The sequence below is a fragment of the Neobacillus sp. PVCKKU3 genome, from assembly GCF_058323225.1.
On record NZ_JBLVQN010000001.1, the window covers coordinates 259,799 to 284,138 of the forward strand.

Sequence of the window (24,340 nt, forward strand, 5' to 3'; positions counted from 1 at the left end):
TTCATACCACCAACATATCGGTTTTTTATACTTTAGCTATCAAGAAGGTAAAGGAATTTGTTTAAAGGCTGGTGGCCGTTATGGGTGTCAAACGGATCAGATTAAAAGTTTACGATATGACTTGTTCGTCCTGCGAAAAACGGGTAGAAAGAACCGTGAAAAAGCTAGAGGGGGTAAAAAATGTTCAAGCAAGTTTCAGTGGTCAATTTGCTGATATTGAATTTGACGAAGACCAATGTACTTTAAGCTTGCTGAAAGACGCAATCCGACAGGCCGGATACAGTACGGAGGGTTCAAAGGGCTATAAATTTATCGGCATATTTATCATTGTTGCTGCTATCGTCCTCCTTGGCATCAATACAGGCAGCTTTAATATGGAGGAAAAACTTAACTCCGCCTCGTATGCTGTTTTGTTTGTCGTTGGGTTAATCACCTCGCTCCACTGTGTAGGGATGTGCGGTGGCATCATGCTGTCCCAGACAATTGGTAAAGAAAAAAATAATAGATGGGATGCCGTAAAGCCATCGCTTCTTTATAACCTAGGGAGAGTGACTGCTTACACCATCATTGGCGGAGTTATTGGGGCAATCGGGTCGGTGTTTGCCCTTTCGTTGGCAGCCAAAGCCGGACTTCAGATATTTGCAGGGACATTTATGATGATTATGGGCTTTAATATGGCCGGATTCCGCGTCTTTAGAAAGCTGCATTTTAAATTACCTGCTATCACTTGTAAGAAGGTGAAAATGCCAAGAACGCCCTTTCTGGTTGGGGTTCTTAATGGCTTAATGCCCTGCGGACCGTTGCAGACGATGCAAATCTATGCGCTTGGTACGGGTAGTGCCTTAACCGGGGCATTGTCCATGTTTATGTTTTCCATTGGGACGGTCCCGCTGATGCTAAGCTTTGGAGCTCTTTCGGGACTGTTAAGCAACGGCTATACAAAGAAAATCCTTAAATTCAGTGGAATTCTCATTATTGTGCTCGGGCTGATTATGAGCAACAGGGGGCTGGCACTTGCCGGTGTTCAAACTGGTCCGCTGGACATCATGGCAAGCGTTGGCGGAACCAGCTCAAATTCGTCGGCGGATTCCACTGATGCGATTAAAGCAACCATCAAGAATGGCGTGCAGGTTCTAAATATGACGGCGGACGTTTATGGCTACACCCCAAGAGTTTTATATGTGAAAAAAGGGATGCCCGTCAAGTGGGTGGTTGATGTCAAACAGCTCACCGGATGCAATAATACGATTGTGGTTCCTGATATGAATGTGCAGCAAAAGCTGCAAAACGGTAAAAACGTTATTGAATTTACACCGGGGACTGAAGATATCCCATTTAGCTGCTGGATGGGAATGAAGCGGGGCATGATTAAGGTGGTTGATAACCTTGGGGAAATTTCTGCTACGAGCAGCAAGGCGGACGGAATCGATGCCTCGACTAAGTCAACAGCCAAAAGCTCATCCGAGACAAAGGCAAGCATATATGGAAATGATATTAACAAGGTCCCAACTGAGCGTCTGGTAAGAAAGGCTGAGGTTACTAATAATCAACAATCCTTAGCTGTCAAAGGAATTGGCTATGAGTTTGAACCTTTAGTTATGGTGGTTAATAGAGGAATTAAGACGAAGCTGACAATCGATTTATCACAATTTGATCAAGCTGCCGGGAGCTTTTTAATCCTGAATACGAAAACAAAGCAAATTGCGGCTGAATTTACCGGTAAGGAGGCGATTGCCGAAGTTGATTTCACACTGGACCGCACTGGAACTTATGGAATTTATCTCAATGAGGAGGAATTACTAGGGATTATTAAAGCTGTTGATGATGTAACGGATGTTGACTTAGAGGTAGTGAGAAAGCAGTTTCTTAAATAATATAGAGTATTTGATAGGAGAGAGAAATTATGAACATGACACATTATATGGGATTGCTTGCTGATAATCAGCCCTGGAATTTAATTATCTTTATGGCCATTCCAGTCATATGTGCGGAAACAATCGCTGTTACTGAACTGGGAATCTTATTTTCCCGTAAGCTTGATGGTTCCTTAAAGAAAGTAAATAAGGCAGTCAGCATTTTTGCCGGGATTTATTTCACCGGAATATTTATATATCTCTTAATGAATGCGTATATCCCGCTGACGGCTAACGGCGAATGGAAGGGATGGATTGATGTAACCGCCGTTACCTTCTACCTGCTGGGGGTTGTGCCGTTATTAGGCATGGCGCTTCTTGACCTGGGTATCGTCTTTAAAAATAAAAACGCTGTTGAAAAACTAAAAACACATGCCTTTTTTGTAGGGATGTTCTTAGTAGTTGCGCATGTTGCAATGATATTTGGAATGGTTGACCCATCCATTGGTACAAGCACAGGCGGTCACATGATGAACATGTAGATACCCATCGTCGGACATTCCTTTCGGAGTTTCCGGCGATTTATATTTTTTTCATTGAATCTATTATTTGTACTTTATCAAGCTTAAAAACTTCACTAAATAGTAAGAATTAGCGTCTGATGGCTGTCTTTCTTTTTGTTAAAATAAATTTGTGATATCAAGCTGGAAGGGGTGACAACTTTTGAAAAGAATACCTTCGCTTTTTGTTCTTTGTTTTGCTATTGTCCTTATAGCAGCTGGGTGCGGATCCAATGTCAGTGATAAAAAATGGGCCCTTGATAAAAAGCACGAACCGCTGCCTGATTATGTGTTAAATTCATCTGATCAAATTAAAGAAACCTATATTATGGCAGCTACATACCCAAAGGTGCTGGCGCAGGTCCCATGCTATTGCGGCTGTTTTGCGCAGGATGGCCATGAGAGTAACCTCGATTGCTTCGTTGACCAATTCGGGTCTGGTAATGCTGTAAAAGAATGGGATTCGATGGGAATATCGTGAGACGTCTGTATAGATATCGCCCGGGAGGCGGTAGAGATGCATCTTGACGGTAAAAGCCCTAAGAAGATTTATGACCTAATTACGACGAAGTACGAAGATTTTGGGGAACCGACTCCTACACCTGAACCAAAATAAGGAGCAGCCCATGAAGAAAATTTTAATCGGAACCTATATTTTAAATACAATTGGCATTGTTTTTTGCATTGCCAATAGCGGCATTTTCAGCAGTGAAAATTCCAAGGCCATTGCGGCAGGTGAAAAAGTGTATGAAAAAAACTGTCTTGCCTGTCATGGCGAAACAGGAAAAGGTGAAGGAGCAAAGGACGGGACAGCGATTAATAATCAACATTTTTTAAGTTCCGTTTCTGATCAAGACCTTTACAATTATGTGAAATATGGGCGTGAAGGGACAAGTATGCCCTCCTATGAAACTCGTTTGTCCGACAAGGATTTGAAGAATCTAGTTGCATTTATGAGAGAGTGGCAGACAGAAGAACTGGACTTAAAAGCATCGGCAACTGTATTAGGAGACCCTGAACGAGGAAAGGAACAATATAAGCTTTATTGTCTCTCCTGCCACGGGGAAAATGGAGCAGGAAAAATCAAAATGGGAACAGCCCTTTCCAGTCCCCAATACTTGAAATATACAAGTGACAAACAAATTTGGATTGGGGCATCTTATGGGCGAGAAGAAACCCGGATGGGACCATCATTGAAAGGTCTAGAAGGCGCCCGACAACTCACCGAACAGGATATTTCTGACATAACCGCCTATATCCGTTCATTAGAACCGAAATGACATAAAAAACAGCCTTGAATCTTTTAAAGGATTTAGGGCTGTTTTTTTATTATGTAAAAAATATCCCTTTTTTACAAATGTGAACAATTTATGGTTATTTTTTGACGAAAAGGTAACGATTTTTGCCGGTTAACAAAATGTTCAATAGTCCATCAACAACAGGCAATCGAGAAAGATTATATTTATTTCAAAGAGGACTATAGTGAAAAAGTCACGGTTTTAACGAGCTTTTTGATTCAAGGAGGATAACTATGCGGAAAAAGAAATGGATGGCATTATTCGTTATTTTAGCATTTATGACAAGCCTGATCGTACCAAAGGCAAGCGCAGAGACAGTATTTCAGCCGGAAAAGTTTCCATATAAGAGTATGCAGGTTCAAGTCATGCCGGAGTTTGACTATCCGGAGGATTGGCCGTCGAGGGAGATTCCTTCCTTGCTGGTCGGAATGTACGGAACGATTACCAATAAAAGCGGGCAAGATTATGATGGGAAAATAGAAATTCCTGTTCCTGCAAAGGATAAAGGGTTTGAGGCCTTCCTAGTAGCCGAATTTCCAGAAAAAGATAAGCCGGAGGTTCAACGGCCGTATGATGTTGACAAAGACAAGGGCATGGTTGTCTGGAAACCGGGTAAGACCATTAAAAATAACGAAACCTATCAATTTGTAATTGAATACTATACGCAGTCTATTGATGTGAAGGACCAAAAAAGTTTTACATACGAATTTTCAAACAGAGCTGAAACAGAACAGCTTGATGTTGTGTTTTACGCGCCGATGAATGCCAAGGATATTCAAGCTGAGCCAAAGGCGCAGGAGAATTCAAAAAATGAATATGGAGAAGAACTCTATTTTTATCAATATAAAAATGTAAAAGCCGGTGAAAATTTAAAATACTCCTTTTCTTACAAGAAACCGGGAACAGAATCAACGATGGAAGCGATGAGCAAGGTTCAACCACCAAATGATGAAAACCATTCCGGCGTGAAAGGCAGCGCGACAGATCAAGTTTTAGATGGCAATGGTACTAAGAACACGGCAAAACAGCCTATTATCGGCATCGGCGGAGCGTCTATTATCGGAATCGCCCTTATTATTGCCGGAGCATTCGTCTACCTAGGAATGAAGGCAAATGTTCAAAGTGCGGCCAAAAAACAGAAACAAACAAAACCTCAAGTTATGAAACAAGCTTCGAGCAAAAAGGAAAATAAGACAATGAATGTTGAAGCTAAAAAGGAACTTAGGAAAAAGCTGTTAACAGGCAAGATTGATCAAGAAACGTACGATGAGGAAATGAAAAAATTAATTTAATGAGGTGAGAAGAATGAAGAAAAATACGTTAGTTCTCCTCGGGGGATTTATCATTGCCGGTGCAATTGTTTTTCTCTTAATGGCTGCCACTCCGGGTTCGAGCGGAATTGAATTAACTTTAAAAGATCTCTTGGCCACCCAAGATGAGCACAAAGATGATTTTGTAACCGTTGAAGGACTTTTAATCGAAGACTCTATTAAATGGAATCCTGACAAAATAGAGTTGAAATTTGATGTGAAAGACAACGAAGGACATATCATGCATGTCATTCATAATGGGCCAAAGCCTGACAATTTCTCCGAAGGGGTAATCACCATTCTCCAAGGCTCGCCGACCAAAAAAGATACTTTCGCTGCTGAAACAGTGAAAACGAGATGCCCTTCCAAATATGAAGGAAAAGACATGAAGAACTACGATCCGGAAACCCATAAGGACAAGCTGAATCAGCCACCGAAAGAAAAATAACAGGCAAACATAAGAAGGTGACGAAATGTATCTATTTGCTAATGCGGCCATTTATATTGGATTTGCGGTTGCAATCTATTCACTCTTAGTTATAACACTGGGGATCAGCACGAAAAATCAAAAGCTAATAAATAGTGGAAAAGGCGGAACTATTGCATTGCTAGTTTGTACGTCAATGGCTATGCTGTCGATGTTCTACCTATTAGCTACTTCCCAATTCCAATTTGAATACGTAAAAGACTATACAAGCAGCGAACTACCGATTATTTATAAACTGACTGCCCTGTGGGCAGGTAATGCCGGCTCCTTGTTACTTTGGACATTCTTCTTAACTTTATACACCATCATGATTGTGTTTTCAAGGAAGATGAAAGGGAACCCAATGGTTCCATACATTTCAGCGATCCTAATGGCCAATGCGGTTTTCTTCTTCTTTATCTTGGGATTTGTCGCAAAGCCATTTGTGTTGCTTGATGAGGTCCCGCTTGAAGGAAAAGGATTAAACCCAATGCTGCAAAATCCAGGGATGATTATCCACCCTGTCACACTTTACCTTGGTTATGTAGGTCTTGCCATCCCATTTGCTTTTGCAATGGCGGCCTTAATCATGAAAAACGTCGATGATTTCTGGATTAAAATGACAAGACGCTGGACCATTATCGCGTGGTTATTCTTGAGTCTCGGAAATATCTTTGGCGGCCAATGGGCCTATGTAGAGTTAGGCTGGGGCGGCTACTGGGCCTGGGATCCGGTTGAGAATGCTTCGTTTATGCCGTGGTTGACAGCTACTGCCTTCCTGCATTCTGTGATGATTCAAGAGCGGAAGAACATGCTGAAGATCTGGAATATCTGCCTAATTATCGTTTCCTATGCTCTGACACTATTCGGCACATTCCTGGTTCGAAGCGGAGTATTGACATCGGTGCATGCCTTTGCGAATTCCAATTTGGGATTATATTTCTTAATCTTTATGGCTATTGCCGTAATTGGTGCATTGTATGTGCTAATGAGCCGCTATAATCTGCTAAAACGCAGTGCGGGAGAGTTTCAATCCTTTGTCTCAAAGGAAAGCAGCTTTTTAGTTAATAACTTACTTCTTGTAGGTGCAGCCTTTGCTGTTTTCTGGGGAACGATTTTCCCGCTCGTTTCAGAAGCAGTCCGCGGCACAAAGGTAACGGTCGGCTTGCCATTCTTCAACAAAGTAGAAGCGCCGATTCTATTGTCCATGATGTTTGTGATGGCAGTTTGTCCGCTCTTGGCTTGGCAGCGTTCAAGCGTGAAAAATCTTCGGAAGAACTTTTTGATTCCTGCCATTCTTGCTGTTATCGCTATGGTTTTAATGGTGTTGCTGGGTATTCAGAAAGCGTGGGCCGTCATTGGCTACGGAGTTATTACTCTATTATTTATCACTCACTTCTTAGAGTTTTATAGAGGGGTTCAGGCAAGAAGAAAAATGACGAAGGAAAAACCGTTAACTGCCCTTTACCGCCTGATGATTCGAAACCGTCGCCGTTACGGGGGATATATTGTTCACCTTGGAATTGCCTTCATCACCATGGGGATTATTGGTTCACAAAACTATGATGTTGAAACAATGAAAACTGTACCATTAGGCGGTTCGCTTGAGATTAATAATTACCGGCTAAATTACGAGCGGCTTGATCAAAAACGGGAAGGAATAAACGATATTGTTTACGCTGATGTAACGGTATTTAAAAATGGAAAAAGATTAGGCACTTTCCAGCCCGAAAAAGTTTTCTATGGGAACTGGGAGCAGCCTTCTTCTGAAGTGGCGATTATCTCCTCATTGAAGGAAGACTTATATATTGTTTTAAGTGCCTGGGAGGATGATGGGAAGGCCACATTTGTGGTAAAGGTTAATCCGATGATGAACTGGTTATGGATGGGATCATTTATGATTGTCATTGGTGCACTTTTCGCCGTTTGGAACGGAAAATATGGAAATGTTACTCCGAGATACACCGGAGTACGCAAAGAGGTGGCATAGCATGAGAAATAAAATTTATCTGGGGCTCCTCCTTATTGCGTTTATCTTCCAGGGTTCAATCTTTCATGCCGAAGCAAAAGAATTTGACTATAAATCACCAGAATTTAAAGCCGTTGCGCAGCAGTTTGCCTGTACATGCGGGTGCGGACAGGACCATTATGAATGCGATCCTAATACTTGCCAATTAACAAAGGATTTTAAATCTGACCTGGTCGAAATGATGAATAAGGGCTGGGATAAGGACAAGATTCGGGACTATTACGTGAATATTTATGGCGAAGAAATTTTAACCGCGCCTGAGAAAAACGGATTTAGCTTGACTGCCTGGGTACTGCCGTTTGTGGCATTAGGTACCGCTGGTGGTGGATTGTTCTTTGTTATTCGTAAATGGGTCAAACGAAAAGGGACGGAAGAACCAGTGATGGAAAATCAGACGGCTGAGGAAGAAGTGGAAGGCGAAATTCTCTCTTCCATAATTGATGAAGAACGTAAAAAGTATCTATAGGATGTGAACAAAATGCACGATATCTCCATCATTTCAATGATTTTTTCCGCTGCCTTGGCGTTAACTTGCTTGTTTCTAATTTTGTCACCGTTATTTAAGTGGGATACGTACTTACATCTCGGTTCGAAAAATCAAGACTTAGCCTCAACAAAGGAAGCCCTATTGACTACGTTAAACGAAATAGAGTTTGAGTACAAAATGGATAAGATTTCCCCTGCTGATTATAAAAATTTAAAAAGACAATATGAAATAGAAATAGCAAGCATTATGAAGGAAGAAGAAATAATCAGCGGCACCACAGATAAAGATTTAATGGCAGAAGTGGAAAAAGAAATAGAAGAACAAATGAAAAGTTACAAAAGCAAAAGGAGTGATGAAAAGTGATTCGTAAAATCACCGTTATCCTCCTGGGCCTGATGCTGTTTATTCCTGTAAAGGGTTTGGCAGCATCCGACTCCAATATTTTAATTGATATGCATTACCTCGTTGTCAGTCCGGCCGAAGACGGTTCAACAAATCTGATGAATATGGTCGATTACACCAATAAATCGGCAGAAGAGTATAAAGGCGATGACCAGAATGAAGCGGTACTAACTGTAACGCTGCCAGAAGGGGCCAAGGATTTAAATTTTCTAGATAACAAAATTGCGTTTAAACAGGTGGATAAAGGATTTATTACAACTACGTCGATTCCAGGCAACCAAACCATGGTGCTGCCATATAGCTATCGGATGCCAAAGGATAAAGAAATCAATCTGACGGTTGACTACCCGGTTCAGATGCTCCAAATTCTCGTACCAGAGGGCAGGGGAAGCATTGATATAAAAGGGGCACAATCAACCAATCAGGGTCTGTTTAAATTTGATGATCAAAATTATTGGGGATACAGTATTGAAAATTTAAAAGCAGGTCAGTCCTTTAAGCTGGAGTATAACAAGGATATCCAGCCCGATAGTACCACGCAAACACAGGCAACTGGGGGAACCGCTAAAAATACGTCCGTTACCCACACGGCACCGGCTTTCCATAATCCGGGCCACCTCAGGATGTGGGCGCAATCACCATTGCATCGTTTTAATCCGCATATTTTTCTGATTATTTTAGGGGCAATCGTTATCGCAGGATTATCCTATTATGCCTACTTTAGAAGAAAAGCGAGACTTGAAAGTGAGCGGCTTGGTGCTGATAAGGAGGAAAAAGCCTTTAAGCTGTTAATGTCAAAGCAGAAAGCGATCATGGATAAGATTATCGAATTGGAAGAAACCTTCGGTGATGGAAAGCTGACTGAAAAGGAATATCATGCCAAGCTTGATGCTTACAAACAGCACTTGGTTCAGGTGAAATTAAATTTACGCAATTTTGTAGAATAGCAGCTGGAGTGGGAGGGATGCGCAAATGATAGAAATTAAAAAACTGACGAAGCAGGCTGACAACAAGCTGATCTTACGTGGTGTTGACCTCTCAATCCATAAAGGGGAAACTGTTGGGATTCTTGGTCCAAACGGGGCAGGAAAGAGCACGCTTCTAAAGGTGCTGGCCTCATTAATTAAACCAACATCAGGAATAATCAAGATCAATGGTTTGGACTTGAAGAAAGATTCGCTTGAAATAAAAAAAATATTAGGCTATCTGCCTCATTCCAGCTTGCTTTACGACCATTACTCCCCATTAGAAAACCTCGTCTTCTTCGGGAATATATATGGGGTTAAAAATGTAGAACAAAAAGCGGCCGAGCTTGTTAAAGAAGTGGGCTTATCCTTCTTTTTAAATGAACCGGTCAAAAACTTCTCGCGCGGCATGATCCAACGAATTGCCATTGCCAGAGCGATTATTCATGAACCTGAAGTATTGCTGCTGGATGAGCCGCATACTGGGCTGGACCAGGGTGCAATTGCCATTTTAAACAACGTGATTCTCTCCATGAAAGAGAAAGGAACGACAACCTTAATGGTCACCCATGATTTCAAGCAGGCAGCCGAAATCTGCGACCGCATTGTTATTGTCAAAAACGGCAAAATTGTCGATGACTTCAGAATTGAAAATTCAAGCTTGGGATATGTTTTACAAAAATATGAGCTGCAGGTGGAGGGTGTATCATGAATCTATTTCGCTCAGCCTTCTTGCTTGCCCAAAAAGATTTATATTCTGAGTTAAAAACAAAACAAATTTTGGTCACGCAAATTATCTTTGCCGGACTCGTCATCGTTGTATTCAGTTTTGCCTTTGATCCGGCCAATAACACGACAAAGGCTGTAATCCCCGGGATCATTTGGGTCATTATTGTGTTTTCCGGTATTTTGGGTCTTAACCGGTCGTTCATTTCGGAGCAACGGAACGATACGATGCAGGGGCTGCTTGTTGCACCGATGGAGGCCGCCAGTATTTACTTAGGCAAGTTCTTGGCAAACTTTGCGATGATATTAGTTGTTGAAATTGTTTCTGTTCCGTTTTTATTCTTATTATTTGATTTTAAATTTCTTGGCAGTTTTCCGTATTTTCTATTGGTGATTTTTTTAGGAAGCTTTGGCTTTATTGCCATCGGGACTTTTTTGGCAGCTCTTGCGGCGAATTCCAAAAGCAGTGAAATGCTGCTGCCGCTGTTGTTATTTCCAATTACCACCCCTATTTTAATCGGTGTGGTTCAGGCAACTAAAATCATTTTAACGAACATGGATCAGTTTTCGAGCGCTTTGGCGTGGATTCAGCTGGTTACAGCCTATGATGTGATTTTCTTTGTTGTTTGTTTCTTATTAATTGATTATGTGCTGGAGGTTTAAGTGATGAGTATGAATCTCGAACGGGAAAAAGCGGTCCTGCCCCCTTCGCAATTGACAGACACGAAAAGTGTTAACCTAGGAAAAGTATTGTTTGGCGCAACCATCATATCGATGTTTACGGCACTATATTTTATCTTTATTTTTGCAGATGAAGAAAAAACCATGAGGGCTGCGCAAAAAATTTTCTATTACCATGTAAGCTCAGCGTGGCTTGCCTTCTTGGCGTTTTTTGTAACATTCGTTTTCAGCATTTTATTTTTAATAAAACGGAAAAGGATTTATGACACGTATGCCTATGTTTCCGCAGAAATTGGTGTTGTTTTCACGATTATCGTTCTGACAACAGGTCCAATCTGGGCAAGATCCGCTTGGAATACCTGGTGGGTGTGGGAACCGCGCCTTATTACAACGCTCATTCTATTCTTTATTTACATTGCCTATATCATGATTCGGCAAATGGATGGGGTTTGGGATAAGAAAGCACGACTCGCCGCAGTCTTCGGAATTATTGGCTTTGCCGACGTACCGATTGTCTTCTTTGCAATCCGCTGGTGGCAGACAAAGTTCCACCCAATTGTTTTTGGTGATGGACCTTCTCAAAAAGGCGGCGGAATTGAGGATACAATGCTTGTTGCCTTGCTGGTCACGATTACAGCTTTTACTATTCTTTATTCCTATCTACTTCATAAGGGTGTTTCTTTTGAAAAAATGAAAATAACAGTACAACAATATAAGGAAAGATTAAGAGAGTCATTAGATAAATAGGAGGAACCGGCCATGAATTATGAATATATGTTAGGTGCTTATTCTGTTGCTTGGGTTGTGATTTTTGTGTATACGCTTATTATTGGAAAACGGCATGACAAGCTGAAAAAAGAAATTGAGTTTTTAAAGCAGTTAGATAAATAGGAAGGAATAAGGCTGGGAGACAGCCCGTCAGGAGGAAGTGCGAATGAACCAGCGGGTTATTAAGCCACTTGTGTTGATTCTTATTGTCGCGATGTTCGGATTTTTTGGTTATAGCCTTGTCACAAAAGGCAAACATACCGATGTTGGCGATAAAGCCTTTAATTTTGAACTGCCTAATTATGTTGGCGGAACGACAAAGCTTTCAGATTATAAAGGTAAAGTCGTGATTTTAAACTACTTTGCAAGCTGGTGCAAGCCTTGTAAGGATGAGTTCCCGGAATTAGCAGCCTATCAAAAAGATTATGGCGGCAAATATCCATTGCTTATGATAAACCGTGGCGAAACCATTGACCGAATAAAAAAGGTAACAAATGACAATAAGGAAGGAATGGTTTATTTATTCGACTATAATGCCAAAGTTTCCAAGCAATATAACGTAACTGGCCAGCCTGAGACTTTTGTCATTGATAAGCAAGGAATTATAAGAGAACACTACAATGGTCCGGTTACCGAAATGCAAATGTATAACTGGATCAAGAAATACGATAAATGATGCACGGGGACGGTTCTTCTGCTTTTGAGCGGAAGAACCGTCCCCGTTTTTCGTTTCTATTAAATAGATGTAAAAAAATAGAGTGAAAGCAATTTTTAGAAGATTTGTCAGTCATAATGTGTCCAAGCAGGCATACATTTTAATTAATGAGAAGGGTAAATCAAGGAGGAAGCTTTCGTGGAAACTTTACTTAATTTTTTACCAAGAAAAATCGCCGACCTGATCAATCAAATCCCTCCTGTCCAAAAAAAGGAAATCGAAGAAATTCGGATTCGTATAAATCGGCCCATCGAATTAACGATGAGGGGAGCGCCAACCTTTCTATCGTATATTATTCAGCCTGAAGATGCCGTTCAGTTAATGAATAAAATTAGCCATTTTTCCATTTATACCTTGGAAGAGGAGCTTAAGCGCGGATATATCACTGTTTCAGGCGGCCATCGAATCGGTCTAGCTGGAAAAGTCATTCTGGAGAATGAAAGAGTAAAGGCGATAAGGGATATCTCTTCGTTTAACATTCGAATTGCGAAAGAAAAGCTCGGCAGTGCCGAACCTATTATTCCCTACATCTGCAATGGTAACTGGATGAACACGATGATTATCGGGCCGCCGCAAACAGGAAAAACAACACTGCTGCGGGATGTTGCAAGGATTATCTCAACAGGTTACCGGAATATTGCTGCCTCCAAAGTAGGCATCGTCGATGAGCGGAGTGAAATAGCGGGATGTGTAAATGGAATCCCGCAATTAACCTTCGGGTACCGTGTGGATGTTCTTGATGCCTGCCCTAAAGCGGAGGGAATGATGATGATGATCCGCTCGATGAGCCCGGAAGTTCTGGTCGTAGATGAAATTGGCCGTAAAGAAGATGCCGAAGCAATCCAGGAAGCCGTTCATGCCGGCATCAAGCTGTTCATGACGACCCATGGGACGAGCCTGGAAGAAATCAGCAAAAGGCCTTCGTTAAAAGAAATACTCAGCCAAGGAATCTTTGATCGGTTAATAATCCTTAGCCGTAAGGCTGGTCCGGGAACGATCACGGAAATTTTGGATGGAAGCGGACAAAAATTGAACCAAAAAGCGAGCGTGACATAGATGGTTAAGCTGATTGGTGCCATTTTTATTGTTGTTGCCACTACCTTCACAGGCTTTGAGGCCGCAAGAAACCTTAGCGAGAGGCCGAAGCAGCTGCGAACTTTGAAATTTGCCCTACAATCCCTTGAGGCTGAAATCATGTATGGGCATACGCCTCTTCATGAAGCCGCAAGACGGCTGGCAGCCCAGATGGCTAAGCCCCTATCCACTTTTTTTGAGAGCTTTGCAGGGAAGTTGACCAATTCAGAGACAACTGTAAAAGAGGCTTGGGAATCGAGCCTAAAGGAAATATGGAAATCGACTGCATTAAAACAGGGCGAATATGAAATTATGAGGCAATTTGGCGAAACCCTTGGCCGACATGACCGCTTTTCCCAGCAGAAACACATCATGCTGACCCTAACACATCTGGAAAGAGAAGAAGCAGAGGCTGTCCAAGCACAAGCGAAGTACGAAAAAATGGTCAAGAGTCTTGGATTCTTATCAGGATTATTGTTGATAATTTTATTATTTTAGGGGGAAAAGCAATGGGTTTAGAAGTGGATATTATTTTCAAAATAGCAGGTGTCGGCATTGTGGTCGCCTTTTTGCATACAGTTCTTGATCAAGTTGGGAAAAAGGAATATGCACAATGGGTAACCTTGTTTGGCTTTATTTATATTTTATTTCAAGTGGCATCCATCGTAGATGATCTGTTCCAAAAAATAAAATCGGTCTTTTTGTTCCAATAGAAAGGGGGGCTTTGCCATTGAAATTATTAAAATAGTTGGAATTGCCCTCGTCGCTACCTTTCTTGCCTTAATTATTAAGGAACAAAAACCGAACATCGCCTTCCTATTAATTGTCTTTGTTGGCTGCTCGATATTTCTTTTTATGGTGGACAAGATCTACGAAATCATTCATATGCTCGAAAGACTGGCTATAAATGCAAAGGTGAATCTCGTCTATGTTGAGACGATTCTTAAAATAATCGGGATTGCCTATATCGCCGAATTTGCCGTTCAGATTACAAAGGATGCGGGCCAGGGGGCCGTCGCCTCTAAAATCGAATTAGCAGGAAAAGTCATTATACTCGCCATGGCTATACCAATTCTTACTGTATTAATCGAAACCATAATCAAACTAATTCCGAATTAATCGTTTTCGGGAAGAGGTGTTAGTAAAAGATGAAGCAGTGTCTGCAGATTATTCCAATTATCATTCTCTTAGTCTTTTTTTGCTATAGTCCAAGTGTCCAAGCTGCACAGGGGTCAGAGCCCACTCAAGCCAATGCCAGCCCTCTTTCGCCGCAGGAGCTGGTGGATTCACAGCTAGAAAGCCTGGATTTAACAGAGCTTAAACAGTTTTGGGAAGATATTAGCAATAAATACGGCGGTTTTCTTCCGGAGAGTCAGAAGGGAAGCCTGTATGACTTTATCAAAGGCGAGAAAGAGTTTTCGTTCAAGCAGTGGGGTATGGGATTTCTAAAATTCCTTTTCCATGAGTTCCTGGCCAACGGCAAATTGCTCGGTTCATTAATCATGCTATCGATATTCAGTATGTTTCTGCAAACGATGCAAAATGCCTTTGAAAAAAGCAATATCAGCAAAGTGGCCTATGCGATTGTGTATATGGTGCTCGTGATTATCGCTTTAAATAGTTTTCATATCGCCATTTCCTATACAAACGAAGCGATTGGAACAATGATCTCCTTCGTTCTCGCCTTGATTCCTTTGCTGCTCGCTTTGATGGCTGCATCGGGCGGACTGGTGTCGGCAGCGTTTTTTCACCCCGTTATTTTGTTCTTGATGAATATGAGTGGATTATTAATGCAATACGTAATCCTGCCGCTTTTGTTCCTGGCAGCTTTACTAAGCATTGTCAGCACGATGTCTGATCAATATAAGGTCACTCAATTGGCCGCGCTATTAAGAAACTGGAGCATCGGTTTAATGGGACTGTTTTTAACCGTATTTCTAGGGGTAATTTCCGTCCAGGGAGCATCTACAGCGGTAACAGACGGAATTACGATACGGACTGCTAAATTTATTACCGGAAATTTCATCCCGGTTATTGGCAGGATGTTTACCGATGCGACTGATACGGTTGTCAGTGCCTCAGTACTTTTAAAAAATTCAGTCGGGATTGCCGGAGTGGCCATTTTGCTGATTATAGTTGCCTTCCCTGCATTTAAAATTTTGATGATTTCATTTATCTATAAATTTGCTGCAGCCATCCTTCAGCCGTTAGGCGGAGGGCCCATTATCACTTGCCTTGATATTATCAGCAAAAGTGTCATCTATGTTTTCGCCGCATTAGGGATTGTCTCATTGATGTTTTTTCTAAGTATAACAGTCATAATCGCAGCCGGAAATTTGACGATGATGATGCGATAGGGAGTGGGTGAGCAAAATGGAATTTTTAAAAGAGTGGGTTACAAATATCATTCTATTTATCCTGCTGGCCACGGTGATTGATATGCTGCTGCCAAATTCAAGCATGCAGAAATATACGAAGATGGTGACGGGCCTTTTGTTAATTGCCATTATTCTAACTCCTCTCTTCAAGATTATTTCAAAGGATTTTGAGGGAGCTATTGCAGCTATTCCTTCTTATCAGGCTCCTGAAGAAAAAAATATGAAAAATTTAATAGATTCAAAGAAAAAAGAAATACAAGCCTCTCAACATGCATATATTTTAAAAGAAATGGCTGTCCAGCTAAAAAAGGGTGTAGAGGGGGAGTTAATGGAGCAGTATGGATTGGAAATCGCACAAATTGATGTAGAAACAAATGCAGAAAGTGACCGAGCATTCCCTGAAAACCTCCAAAAGGTAATGGTTCTTCTGAAACAGCCAGAAACAGGCGAAAAGACAGTCGAAGCAGTTAAACCAGTAGTGATCAACACAGAAGCACCTCTTCCATCTAAAAAACGGGCAGAAGAAACAGAAAAAATTGCCGCATTTCTCTCTAAAAAATGGAACGTAACAGAAGAAACAGTTGATGTTTCGATTGAAGGGGGGATCCAGAAGAAGAATGGGTAATAATAAAGGGCCAATTTCATGGCTAAAAAAGCTGCTTAGAATGGATGAGCAGGATGAAAAATCAGGTAAAAAGCCGGGAAAATTCCAGTATATGCTTCTTGTTCTGTGTATTGGAGCAAGCCTAATGCTTGTTGGAAATATCGTGTTAAAAAATGACACTGGCGCAACGGCCATTCCGGCAGCCACAACCGCAAAGACGAGTGGCGATGAGGATGTCGCCGCTTTTGGATTGAATAAAAGCTCTGGCAATAAAACCATTGCTGAATATGAAGAAAAATATGAGGACCAATTAAAGAAAGCACTCCAGGAAATGCTGGGTGTCGATGATGTTACCGTGATTGTTAACATTGATTCTTCAGACAAGAAAATTTTCGAAAAGAATCGGTCAAACAAATCGCAAACAACCGAGGAATCGGATACTCAGGGCGGCCAGCGCAAGGTTCAGGATAATACCATTGATGAGCAGCTGGTGATTATCCGAAATGGCGAAAAAGAAGTGCCGGTTGTCGTGGAAACCAAGAAGCCGGATATTCGCGGTGTCTTAGTCGTAGCGAAAGGTGCAGAAAATATTCAAGTGAAAAAATGGATAGTCGAAGCTGTTACACGGGTTTTAGGAGTTTCGAGCCATCGTGTATCAGTTGTTCCTAAAAAATAAAAGGGGGATTTTTAGAATGCTATTGAAAAAGCAAACAGTTTGGTTATTAACGATGTTGAGTCTGGTCGTGGTATTGTCGGTTTATTACATCACATCTCCAGAGCAAAAGAGCACAGACCTTGCCTCTGTGGAGAAAAATGTGAAGAACGAGGTGGCAAATAAGGATACTAAAACGAAAACCGAAGCAAAGGATGGAAAAACAGTCGTTTCTACAGTTGCCGGTGATGCGGAATTTGAAGAGCTTCGCTTAAAGCTTGATGAACTGCGTGGCGAACAGAAGGAAGAATTAACAGCTACTATGGCTTCCACTGATCTTCCTGCAGAAGAGCGGATGAAAGCGAAGGATCAAATGCAAAAGCTGAATGACATTGCCCAAAAGGAAGAATTATTAGAAACGATGATTAAAACAATGGGCTATGAGGATGCATTGGTAAGAGCTGATGGTGAAAAGGTAAGAGTAACCGTTAAATCCAAGAAAAAGCCATCTGCTTCAGCTGCAAATAAAATAATCTTAGAAGTGAAAAAGGAGATCGGTGAAAGTAATTTTGTAGCCGTTACTTTCCAGCCATCTAAATAAAAAGAGAGGTTAGGAAAGCGCTTTTGCGCTTTCCTGTTTTTGTGTTTTATAATTAAGATGATTGAACTCATATGAAGTATTAAGGTATAGTATTAGTAGCAAGTAATAATTTTAATTTGAACAAGAGGGTGTTATTCAATGTTAAAGGTTCAAGAAATTCGCGAATTAATTAAACTTGTTGACCAATCCAGTATTGAAGAATTTGTATATGAAAACGAAGGCTCTAAAATTCAAATGAAAAAGAATAATGGTGTAACTGTTGTTCAGCCTGCTGTACAACCGGCAGCTGCTCAAGCTCCTGTGGCCGTTCAAGCAGCCCCAGTGCCGGCCCCGGCCCCGCAGGCACCTGTTCAAGCTGTTAAACAGGAAGCACCAAAGGCTGCAGCTGTTGAAACAGAGGATACGAATTTACATAAAATTACTTCACCAATGGTAGGAACATTCTATGCTTCCCCAAGTCCAGACGCAGAGGCTTATGTAAAAGCAGGTTCAAAAGTGACGAAGGATTCCATCGTTTGTATTGTCGAAGCGATGAAGCTATTTAATGAAATTGAGGCAGAAGTAACCGGAGAAATTGTCGAAGTGCTAGTTAAAGATGGCCAATTAGTCGAGTACGGACAGCCGTTATTTTTAGTAAAGCCAGAATAAGGAGCGTAAAGGAATGATAAAAAAACTGTTAATTGCAAACAGAGGAGAAATTGCAGTTCGGATTATCCGCGCCTGCCGCGAAATGGGAATTGAATCGGTTGCGGTATTTTCTGAAGCGGACCGTGAAGCATTGCATGTTCAGCTGGCTGATGAAGCTTACTGTATTGGACCAACGTCATCAAAAGACAGTTACTTAAATGTTACTAATATTATAAGTGTCGCAAAATTAACAGGCTGTGATGCGATTCATCCTGGTTATGGATTTTTGGCAGAAAACGCCGATTTTGCCGAGCTTTGCCGTGAATGTAATATTACCTTTGTGGGTCCAAGTCCTGAAGCGATTACAAAGATGGGAACCAAGGACATCGCAAGGGAAACCATGCGCGAAGCAGGGGTTCCAATTGTTCCTGGATCGAAGGGGATCATTAATGATATTGACGAAGCCCTTGAGCTTGTCAAAAAAATCCAGTATCCAGTGATTATTAAAGCAACTGCCGGCGGTGGCGGTAAAGGAATCCGCGTAGCCAGAAACGAGCAGGAATTAATCAAAGGCATCAATATCACACAGCAGGAAGCGGCGACAGCCTTCGGAAATCCGGGCGTTTATATCGAAAAGTTCATTGAAGATTTCCGCCATGTCGAAATTCAGGTCCTTGGTGATAATTATGGGAATACCATTCATTTAGGTGAAAGGGATTGCTCGATTCAGCGCAGACTTCAAAAGCTTCTTGAGGAGACTCCTTCTCCTGCCCTTGATGGAGAGATTCGTGAGGAAATGGGAAATGCTGCTGTAAAAGCTGCAAAAGCGGTTGATTATTCAGGTGCTGGAACGGTAGAATTTATATATGACTACCGCAATCGGAAATTTTATTTCATGGAGATGAACACAAGGATTCAGGTAGAGCATCCTGTAACTGAAATGGTCACTGGAATTGACCTTATTAAAGAAATGATTCGCGTGGCAAATGGTGAAAAACTATCGTTAACCCAAGCGGATGTGACCTTCAATGGCTGGGCGATTGAGTGCCGGATCAATGCCGAAAATCCGGAGAAGAATTTTCTTCCTTCAGCTGGAAAGATTAATATGTACTTACCGCCTGGCGGGCTGGGAGTTCGGATTGATTCTGCTGCCTATCCGGGATACACCATTCCACCTTACTACGATTCCATGATTGCAAAGGTAATTGCATACGGCAGCACCAGGGAGGAAGCAATCGCAAGAATGAAACGTGCCTTAAGCGAATTTGTTGTGGAAGGAATTCACACAACGATTCCATTTCATTTAAAGCTTCTTGAGCACGAAAAATTCGTCGAAGGCCAGTTTAATACGAAATTCCTGGAGTTGTATGATGTGATGAAGTCAGTATAAATCTGGAGGGATCGCACGATGAGCGAATTTAGCATTTTGGAAATGGAACATGAGAACAATGGCCTGGGGAAAATCGAAATTGCTCCTGAAGTGATTGAAGTGATTGCCGGTATTGCCGCATCCGAGGTTGAAGGTGTAGCCGGAATGCGCGGAAACTTTGCAACAGGTGTGGTGGAGCGTCTAGGCAAGAAAAATCACGGAAAAGGCGTAAAGGTAGAACTGACAGAGACAGGAATCAAAATTGATGTTTACTGTTTAATGAAATTTGGAATTTCCATTCCATCAGTGGCAGGGAAAATTCAAGAAAATATCCGCCAAGCACTACTTAACATGACCGCACTCGAAGCAGAAGAGGTAAACATCCACGTAGTCGGCGTCCAATTCGAAACACAGAAAGTAGAACCAATTGTGGATGAAGAAGTATAAAAGCAAAAACCAAAGGATTCGCTCCTTTGGTTTTTTGTTTGCTAATAAGAAAGTATAAACTTTCTGTCGAAAGCTTTATACTTTCTTAACGCATAAATTCAACTACGCCTCTGTCTTCGTCCTATCGGACTCGCCAATCGGCGAGTTTACATTTATCCGGAGAAATCGATTTCAAAGTGCGAATCAATTTTAATTATGCTATTATCAATTTATGTCTAAGGTTTCGACATTATTTTAATACTATAATATGGATGAAAAATAGTCATAAATTACTTAAAATCCCTAAAGGAGTTAACTGTATAATGAAAAGAAGAACTGCAAGAGAAAAGGCTTTACAAGCACTCTTTCAAATTGATGTCTCACAGAGCGAGCCATCCTCTGCAATCGAACACGTATTAGAGGGGGAAGCAGGCGACGATTATCTATCCCGGCTTGTTCTCGGAGTAGTCGAGCATAAAGAAGAAATTGACAAGCTAATCATTGAGAACTTAGAAAAATGGTCCATTGATCGTTTGGCAGCAGTTGACAGAAATATTTTAAGAATAGCTGCCTATGAATTAAAATTTATGCAGCCTGATGTCCCTGAAAATGTAATTTTAGATGAAGCAATTGAGATTGCCAAGATATATGGAGATGACCAATCAAGCAAGTTTATTAATGCTATTCTTTCAAAAGTAAAACAAAAGCTTGTTATGGAATAACAATGGATAGATAAAGGGAAGGGAGAAAAGGAAAATGACAGCTGTTATTATCAATGGAAAAGAAGTCGCAGACAAAAAAAAGCATGAAATTGCCCAAGAGGTCTCAAGCCTGAAAGGTCAGGGGATAACTCCGGGCTTAGTGGTTATCCTTGTTGGCAATAATCATGCATCCCGTACTTACGTCACCAATAAAGAGAAAACATGTAAAGAGCTTGGCATGAACTCAATATTAATTGAAATGCCGGAAGAAACATCAGAGGCGGAACTTCTTGCAAAGATTGAAGAGCTGAATAATGATGCTGCGATTCATGGCATTTTGGTCCAGCTTCCACTGCCAAAGCATATTGATGAGACAAAAGTCATCGAAACGATTTCGCCATTAAAAGATGTTGACGGCTTTCATCCCATTAATATAGGCCGAATGATGACTGGACAGAAAACGTTTTTGCCATGTACACCATATGGAATTATGGTATTGCTCGAAGAATATGGAATTTCTGTTGCCGGTAAACATGCAGTTGTCGTCGGCAGAAGCAACATCGTCGGGAAGCCGGTTGGCCAATTACTGCTTAATCAGCACGCTACTGTCACCTATTGCCATTCAAGAACGAAGGATTTAGCCGAGCAAACAAGACAGGCAGATATTCTGGTTGCAGCCGTGGGAATTCCAAACTTTATTACTGCTGAACATGTTAAAGAGGGGGCAGTGGTTATTGATGTTGGAATTAACCGAAATGAGGCAGGAAAGCTTTGCGGCGATGTGGCATTTGCTGAAGTTAGTGAAAAAGCTGGATACATAACTCCTGTTCCAAAGGGTGTGGGTCCGATGACGATTACAATGCTTATGTATAATACCTTACAGTCTGCGAAGGAAAGTATGAACCGCAAATAAGTCTAAGAAATTGTCCTTATCTATGATGATTAGCCCTTATGTTCTTTTTGCGGACAAACCGGGGGGCTGATTATATAATGGATAGGGACAGTTTTTATCTTGTGGACTTAAAAAGGAGAACTTATGCAGGAACAAAGATATTTATCTGTGAATGCTTTAACCAAATACATAAAAAGAAAATTTGATGCCGACCCGCATTTAAGGGATCTTCATGTGCGCGGGGAAATTTCGAATTTTAAGCAGCATTCAAGCGGGCATATGTATTTTACGCTTAAGGACGAAAAGGCGCGAATTCTAGCTGTTATGTTCTCAAGCCACTCCAGGGTAATGAGATTTCAGCCGGAAAATGGGATGAAAGTGATTGTCAAAGGCGACATCTCCGTTTATGAACCGAGTGGACAGTATCAAATTTATATTAAAGACATGCAGCCTGATGGAATTGGCGAATTATTTCTCGCTTATGAACAATTAAAACAAAGGCTTGAAGCAGAAGGCTTGTTTGCGCCGGAGAGAAAAAAGGCACTGCCCCTGTTTCCAAAAACAGTGGGGGTCATAACCTCACCAACTGGTGCAGCCATCCGTGATATTATCACAACGATTAAAAGGCGATTTCCGATTGTCAATATTCTGGTGTTTCCTGCCCTTGTGCAGGGGGATAACGCAGCTCCTTCTATTGCAAAGGCCATTGAAAAAGCCAATAATAAAGACATTGATGTTTTAATAGTCGGCCGCGGCGGCGGTTCGATTGAGGAGCTTTGGGCATTTAACGAGGAACTTGTGGCTCGGGCCATCTACCAATCAGCCATTCCGATCATCTCTGCTGTTGGACATGAAACGGATTTTACCATTGCTGATTTTGTTGCTGATTTAAGGGCACCTACTCCGACCGGTGCCGCAGAACTTGCTGTTCCTCATATAGAGGAATTGCTGGATCGAACCCTGCAGCGGCAAACACGACTTATTCGCGCTATGCAGGAAAAATTCCGCTATGAGAAAGAACGATTAAATCGCGTCCAAAAATCTTATGCTTTTCGTTATCCGCAGCGCCTTTATGAACAAAAGCTTGAACAGGTTGATAAGGAGACAGAAAGACTTGTGCGCGGCATATCACGATTATTTTCATTAAAAAATGAGCAGTTAACTAATTTGGATAAATCACTCGAGCGAAACCACCCAAGTGAGGCATTGCAGGAAGCAGGAAAACATTTCGAACGTACCCATAAAGAATTGAACCGGGCATTAAAGCAAATCCTGACAAAAAAACAAACTGATTTTGACCATATGCTTTCGACCTTGCAGGCGCTTAGTCCTCTAAAAATTATGGAGCGGGGCTACAGCTTGTCTTATACAGAAGATAACCGACTTGTTAAAAGCGTCAATCAAGTGAGTGTGTCTGATCAGGTCCAAATCCAGCTGACTGATGGCAGTCTATTCTGTAAAGTGGAAGAGATAAAGGAGAGGGATAAAAGTGACAAATGAACAAAAGTTAACCTTTGAAGAGGCAATGAACAAGCTCGAACAGCTTGTCGGGAAGCTTGAGGAAGGAGATGTCCCTTTAGAGGAAGCGATTATTTATTATAAAGAGGGCATGGAGTTATCTAAGCTTTGCCACGATAAATTGAAAAGTGTTGAGGAACAATTAACGCAAATTATTACGGAGGATGGACGTACGGAGAATTTCTCCGTAGTTGAGGAGGAATAGATTTGGAAACCGGACAGTTAGAGGCATTTGCAAAACAATATAAGCAGCTGCTTGAAAGCAATCTTCGTTCTCTGGTTGGAAAGCTGGATGCACCGGCGATAATAAAAGAATCTATGATCTATTCCCTTGAAGCAGGCGGTAAGAGGATTCGGCCTCTCTTAGTTTTTGCTACAATAGATGCATTTGGAATGGATCCGAAAAAGGGGCTTTCTGCAGCAGCAGCGATTGAAATGATCCACACTTATTCTTTAATTCATGATGATTTGCCAAGCATGGATAATGATGATCTTAGACGAGGAAAGCCGACAAACCATAAAGTTTTCGGTGATGCTGTTGCAACTCTGGCCGGGGATGCTCTGTTAACCTACAGCTTTGAGGTGCTTGGAAATATTCCAAATGACTCTATTACTGCTGAAACAAGACTAAAACTAATCGTGGAAATGGCTAAGGCGGCCGGCACGGAAGGAATGGTTGGCGGCCAAGTGGCGGATATGGAGGGAGAAGGAAAATCCCTTACCCTTCAGGAACTTGAATATATTCACATCCATAAAACTGGAAAGCTGTTAGGATTTAGTGTTTTAGCTGGTGCATTGATTGCCGGAGCGAATCAAAGTCAAATAGAGAATCTGTCTGCATTCGCCCATCACTTGGGACTTGCCTTTCAAATTCAGGATGATATTTTGGATGTAGTTGGAAATGAGCAAGAAATCGGAAAACCGGTAGGAAGTGACACAACCAATTCAAAAAGCACCTATCCAAAATTGCTATCTCTTGATGGCGCGAAGGCGGCCCTCCGAGAGCAGACTCATCGAGCCAAAGAAAACCTAGCGAAAACCGGTTTAAATACGACATTATTAATGGAAATTACCGATTTGGTCGCTTCCCGAAACCATTGAAAAACAGTGATTTGAGGCAATAGATTAAGTATGTTATAATTGTTTCCATGTGGAAAACGTTGTCATTCTGCCGTTATCACGATTGTGTTAGCGGCTATTTTATCATTATCTATAAAGACACCTTAGAACGAAAAAGT

General features: G+C 41.5%; 31 protein-coding genes. All 31 read left to right on the top strand.

Annotated features, from left to right (window positions below):
- Nucleotides 1–80: 80 nt before the first annotated feature.
- The 31 genes from ACNQGS_RS01355 to ACNQGS_RS01505 all read left to right on the top strand — a co-directional run bounded on the left by ACNQGS_RS01355 (nt 81) and on the right by ACNQGS_RS01505 (nt 24,203).
- Nucleotides 81–1,874 (top strand): urease accessory protein UreH domain-containing protein, encoded by a 1,794-nt coding sequence (locus tag ACNQGS_RS01355; protein ID WP_491485760.1) that lies wholly within the window; start codon nt 81–83, stop codon nt 1,872–1,874.
- Nucleotides 1,875–1,903: 29 nt separating this feature from the next.
- Complete coding sequence (locus tag ACNQGS_RS01360) at nt 1,904–2,395, top strand: DUF6803 family protein (RefSeq protein ID WP_213144882.1); 492 nt, start codon at nt 1,904–1,906, stop codon at nt 2,393–2,395.
- A gap of 181 nt (nt 2,396–2,576) precedes the next feature.
- Nucleotides 2,577–3,029, top strand: coding sequence for a PCYCGC motif-containing (lipo)protein (locus ACNQGS_RS01365; RefSeq protein WP_338088289.1), 453 nt, complete (start codon nt 2,577–2,579; stop codon nt 3,027–3,029).
- Nucleotides 3,030–3,039: 10 nt separating this feature from the next.
- Complete coding sequence (locus tag ACNQGS_RS01370) at nt 3,040–3,693, top strand: c-type cytochrome (RefSeq protein ID WP_491485761.1); 654 nt, start codon at nt 3,040–3,042, stop codon at nt 3,691–3,693.
- Nucleotides 3,694–3,944: 251 nt separating this feature from the next.
- Nucleotides 3,945–5,003 carry a hypothetical protein gene (locus ACNQGS_RS01375; protein WP_491485762.1) on the top strand — a complete coding sequence of 353 codons (1,059 nt, stop codon included), beginning with the start codon at nt 3,945–3,947 and terminating at the stop codon, nt 5,001–5,003.
- A gap of 13 nt (nt 5,004–5,016) precedes the next feature.
- The gene (locus tag ACNQGS_RS01380; protein WP_213120218.1) at nt 5,017–5,469 is read left to right on the top strand and encodes a cytochrome c maturation protein CcmE; all 453 of its coding nucleotides are present in this window, start codon (nt 5,017–5,019) and stop codon (nt 5,467–5,469) included.
- Between the two features lie 25 nt (nt 5,470–5,494).
- Complete coding sequence (locus ACNQGS_RS01385; RefSeq protein ID WP_491485763.1) at nt 5,495–7,477, top strand: heme lyase CcmF/NrfE family subunit; 1,983 nt, start codon at nt 5,495–5,497, stop codon at nt 7,475–7,477.
- Between the two features lies 1 nt (nt 7,478).
- Complete coding sequence (locus tag ACNQGS_RS01390; protein WP_491485764.1) at nt 7,479–7,982, top strand: cytochrome c-type biogenesis protein; 504 nt, start codon at nt 7,479–7,481, stop codon at nt 7,980–7,982.
- Nucleotides 7,983–7,994: 12 nt separating this feature from the next.
- Entirely contained in the window at nt 7,995–8,366 is a 372-nt protein-coding gene (locus tag ACNQGS_RS01395) for a hypothetical protein (protein ID WP_491485765.1), read from the top strand.
- Nucleotides 8,363–9,352 carry a hypothetical protein gene (locus ACNQGS_RS01400; protein WP_491485766.1) on the top strand — a complete coding sequence of 330 codons (990 nt, stop codon included), beginning with the start codon at nt 8,363–8,365 and terminating at the stop codon, nt 9,350–9,352. Before ACNQGS_RS01395 ends, ACNQGS_RS01400 begins: the two co-directional genes overlap by 4 nt.
- A 25-nt stretch (nt 9,353–9,377) precedes the next feature.
- Entirely contained in the window at nt 9,378–10,082 is a 705-nt protein-coding gene (locus ACNQGS_RS01405) for an ABC transporter ATP-binding protein (protein ID WP_491485767.1), read from the top strand.
- Nucleotides 10,079–10,759 carry a heme exporter protein CcmB gene (locus tag ACNQGS_RS01410; RefSeq protein ID WP_491485768.1) on the top strand — a complete coding sequence of 227 codons (681 nt, stop codon included), beginning with the start codon at nt 10,079–10,081 and terminating at the stop codon, nt 10,757–10,759. Before ACNQGS_RS01405 ends, ACNQGS_RS01410 begins: the two co-directional genes overlap by 4 nt.
- A gap of 3 nt (nt 10,760–10,762) precedes the next feature.
- A complete protein-coding gene (locus tag ACNQGS_RS01415) occupies nt 10,763–11,524 on the top strand; it encodes a cytochrome c biogenesis protein (RefSeq protein WP_491485769.1) in 762 nt (253 codons plus the stop codon).
- 12 nt (nt 11,525–11,536) lie between these two features.
- A complete protein-coding gene (locus ACNQGS_RS01420) occupies nt 11,537–11,668 on the top strand; it encodes a CcmD family protein (RefSeq protein WP_491485770.1) in 132 nt (43 codons plus the stop codon).
- A 43-nt stretch (nt 11,669–11,711) separates the two neighbouring features.
- Nucleotides 11,712–12,221, top strand: coding sequence for a TlpA family protein disulfide reductase (locus ACNQGS_RS01425; protein ID WP_491485771.1), 510 nt, complete (start codon nt 11,712–11,714; stop codon nt 12,219–12,221).
- Nucleotides 12,222–12,398: 177 nt separating this feature from the next.
- Nucleotides 12,399–13,316: a stage III sporulation protein AA gene (gene spoIIIAA / locus ACNQGS_RS01430; RefSeq protein WP_213144895.1), complete on the top strand. Its 918-nt coding sequence runs from the start codon at nt 12,399–12,401 to the stop codon at nt 13,314–13,316.
- Nucleotides 13,317–13,832 carry a stage III sporulation protein SpoIIIAB gene (gene spoIIIAB, locus ACNQGS_RS01435; protein WP_491485772.1) on the top strand — a complete coding sequence of 172 codons (516 nt, stop codon included), beginning with the start codon at nt 13,317–13,319 and terminating at the stop codon, nt 13,830–13,832.
- Nucleotides 13,833–13,843: 11 nt separating this feature from the next.
- On the top strand, nt 13,844–14,047 hold the full coding sequence (gene spoIIIAC, locus ACNQGS_RS01440) for a stage III sporulation protein AC (protein WP_007084610.1): 204 nt from the start codon (nt 13,844–13,846) through the stop codon (nt 14,045–14,047).
- Nucleotides 14,048–14,072: 25 nt separating this feature from the next.
- Entirely contained in the window at nt 14,073–14,453 is a 381-nt protein-coding gene (gene spoIIIAD, locus ACNQGS_RS01445) for a stage III sporulation protein AD (protein WP_491485817.1), read from the top strand.
- A gap of 29 nt (nt 14,454–14,482) precedes the next feature.
- Complete coding sequence (gene spoIIIAE / locus ACNQGS_RS01450; RefSeq protein ID WP_491485774.1) at nt 14,483–15,691, top strand: stage III sporulation protein AE; 1,209 nt, start codon at nt 14,483–14,485, stop codon at nt 15,689–15,691.
- Between the two features lie 16 nt (nt 15,692–15,707).
- The gene (spoIIIAF, locus tag ACNQGS_RS01455) at nt 15,708–16,337 is read left to right on the top strand and encodes a stage III sporulation protein AF (protein WP_213144898.1); all 630 of its coding nucleotides are present in this window, start codon (nt 15,708–15,710) and stop codon (nt 16,335–16,337) included.
- Nucleotides 16,330–16,992 (top strand): stage III sporulation protein AG, encoded by a 663-nt coding sequence (spoIIIAG, locus tag ACNQGS_RS01460; RefSeq protein ID WP_491485776.1) that lies wholly within the window; start codon nt 16,330–16,332, stop codon nt 16,990–16,992. Before spoIIIAF ends, spoIIIAG begins: the two co-directional genes overlap by 8 nt.
- A 16-nt stretch (nt 16,993–17,008) precedes the next feature.
- Entirely contained in the window at nt 17,009–17,569 is a 561-nt protein-coding gene (locus ACNQGS_RS01465) for a SpoIIIAH-like family protein (protein WP_213144900.1), read from the top strand.
- A gap of 138 nt (nt 17,570–17,707) precedes the next feature.
- The gene (gene accB, locus ACNQGS_RS01470; RefSeq protein ID WP_491485777.1) at nt 17,708–18,217 is read left to right on the top strand and encodes an acetyl-CoA carboxylase biotin carboxyl carrier protein; all 510 of its coding nucleotides are present in this window, start codon (nt 17,708–17,710) and stop codon (nt 18,215–18,217) included.
- Nucleotides 18,218–18,230: 13 nt separating this feature from the next.
- On the top strand, nt 18,231–19,586 hold the full coding sequence (gene accC / locus ACNQGS_RS01475) for an acetyl-CoA carboxylase biotin carboxylase subunit (protein ID WP_491485778.1): 1,356 nt from the start codon (nt 18,231–18,233) through the stop codon (nt 19,584–19,586).
- 18 nt (nt 19,587–19,604) lie between these two features.
- Nucleotides 19,605–20,012, top strand: a complete 408-nt coding sequence (locus ACNQGS_RS01480; protein ID WP_213120236.1) for an Asp23/Gls24 family envelope stress response protein — start codon at nt 19,605–19,607, stop codon at nt 20,010–20,012.
- Nucleotides 20,013–20,314: 302 nt separating this feature from the next.
- Nucleotides 20,315–20,713 carry a transcription antitermination factor NusB gene (gene nusB / locus ACNQGS_RS01485; RefSeq protein WP_213144903.1) on the top strand — a complete coding sequence of 133 codons (399 nt, stop codon included), beginning with the start codon at nt 20,315–20,317 and terminating at the stop codon, nt 20,711–20,713.
- 34 nt (nt 20,714–20,747) lie between these two features.
- Nucleotides 20,748–21,605, top strand: coding sequence for a bifunctional methylenetetrahydrofolate dehydrogenase/methenyltetrahydrofolate cyclohydrolase FolD (gene folD, locus ACNQGS_RS01490; protein ID WP_491485779.1), 858 nt, complete (start codon nt 20,748–20,750; stop codon nt 21,603–21,605).
- 123 nt (nt 21,606–21,728) lie between these two features.
- Complete coding sequence (gene xseA / locus ACNQGS_RS01495; RefSeq protein ID WP_491485780.1) at nt 21,729–23,084, top strand: exodeoxyribonuclease VII large subunit; 1,356 nt, start codon at nt 21,729–21,731, stop codon at nt 23,082–23,084.
- Nucleotides 23,074–23,307, top strand: a complete 234-nt coding sequence (locus tag ACNQGS_RS01500) for an exodeoxyribonuclease VII small subunit (RefSeq protein ID WP_213144906.1) — start codon at nt 23,074–23,076, stop codon at nt 23,305–23,307. Before xseA ends, ACNQGS_RS01500 begins: the two co-directional genes overlap by 11 nt.
- A gap of 2 nt (nt 23,308–23,309) precedes the next feature.
- Nucleotides 23,310–24,203: a polyprenyl synthetase family protein gene (locus tag ACNQGS_RS01505; RefSeq protein ID WP_491485781.1), complete on the top strand. Its 894-nt coding sequence runs from the start codon at nt 23,310–23,312 to the stop codon at nt 24,201–24,203.
- Nucleotides 24,204–24,340: the final 137 nt, after the last annotated feature.

Coding starts and splice junctions, on each gene's coding strand:
- ACNQGS_RS01355 (WP_491485760.1), top strand. CDS start 81: ATGGGTGTCAAACGGATCAGATTAAAAGTTTACGATATGACTTGTTCG.
- ACNQGS_RS01360 (WP_213144882.1), top strand. CDS start 1,904: ATGAACATGACACATTATATGGGATTGCTTGCTGATAATCAGCCCTGG.
- ACNQGS_RS01370 (WP_491485761.1), top strand. CDS start 3,040: ATGAAGAAAATTTTAATCGGAACCTATATTTTAAATACAATTGGCATT.
- ACNQGS_RS01375 (WP_491485762.1), top strand. CDS start 3,945: ATGCGGAAAAAGAAATGGATGGCATTATTCGTTATTTTAGCATTTATG.
- ACNQGS_RS01380 (WP_213120218.1), top strand. CDS start 5,017: ATGAAGAAAAATACGTTAGTTCTCCTCGGGGGATTTATCATTGCCGGT.
- ACNQGS_RS01385 (WP_491485763.1), top strand. CDS start 5,495: ATGTATCTATTTGCTAATGCGGCCATTTATATTGGATTTGCGGTTGCA.
- ACNQGS_RS01390 (WP_491485764.1), top strand. CDS start 7,479: ATGAGAAATAAAATTTATCTGGGGCTCCTCCTTATTGCGTTTATCTTC.
- ACNQGS_RS01395 (WP_491485765.1), top strand. CDS start 7,995: ATGCACGATATCTCCATCATTTCAATGATTTTTTCCGCTGCCTTGGCG.
- ACNQGS_RS01405 (WP_491485767.1), top strand. CDS start 9,378: ATGATAGAAATTAAAAAACTGACGAAGCAGGCTGACAACAAGCTGATC.
- ACNQGS_RS01410 (WP_491485768.1), top strand. CDS start 10,079: ATGAATCTATTTCGCTCAGCCTTCTTGCTTGCCCAAAAAGATTTATAT.
- ACNQGS_RS01415 (WP_491485769.1), top strand. CDS start 10,763: ATGAGTATGAATCTCGAACGGGAAAAAGCGGTCCTGCCCCCTTCGCAA.
- ACNQGS_RS01420 (WP_491485770.1), top strand. CDS start 11,537: ATGAATTATGAATATATGTTAGGTGCTTATTCTGTTGCTTGGGTTGTG.
- ACNQGS_RS01425 (WP_491485771.1), top strand. CDS start 11,712: ATGAACCAGCGGGTTATTAAGCCACTTGTGTTGATTCTTATTGTCGCG.
- spoIIIAB (WP_491485772.1), top strand. CDS start 13,317: ATGGTTAAGCTGATTGGTGCCATTTTTATTGTTGTTGCCACTACCTTC.
- spoIIIAC (WP_007084610.1), top strand. CDS start 13,844: ATGGGTTTAGAAGTGGATATTATTTTCAAAATAGCAGGTGTCGGCATT.
- spoIIIAE (WP_491485774.1), top strand. CDS start 14,483: ATGAAGCAGTGTCTGCAGATTATTCCAATTATCATTCTCTTAGTCTTT.
- spoIIIAF (WP_213144898.1), top strand. CDS start 15,708: ATGGAATTTTTAAAAGAGTGGGTTACAAATATCATTCTATTTATCCTG.
- spoIIIAG (WP_491485776.1), top strand. CDS start 16,330: ATGGGTAATAATAAAGGGCCAATTTCATGGCTAAAAAAGCTGCTTAGA.
- ACNQGS_RS01465 (WP_213144900.1), top strand. CDS start 17,009: ATGCTATTGAAAAAGCAAACAGTTTGGTTATTAACGATGTTGAGTCTG.
- accB (WP_491485777.1), top strand. CDS start 17,708: ATGTTAAAGGTTCAAGAAATTCGCGAATTAATTAAACTTGTTGACCAA.
- accC (WP_491485778.1), top strand. CDS start 18,231: ATGATAAAAAAACTGTTAATTGCAAACAGAGGAGAAATTGCAGTTCGG.
- ACNQGS_RS01480 (WP_213120236.1), top strand. CDS start 19,605: ATGAGCGAATTTAGCATTTTGGAAATGGAACATGAGAACAATGGCCTG.
- nusB (WP_213144903.1), top strand. CDS start 20,315: ATGAAAAGAAGAACTGCAAGAGAAAAGGCTTTACAAGCACTCTTTCAA.
- folD (WP_491485779.1), top strand. CDS start 20,748: ATGACAGCTGTTATTATCAATGGAAAAGAAGTCGCAGACAAAAAAAAG.
- xseA (WP_491485780.1), top strand. CDS start 21,729: ATGCAGGAACAAAGATATTTATCTGTGAATGCTTTAACCAAATACATA.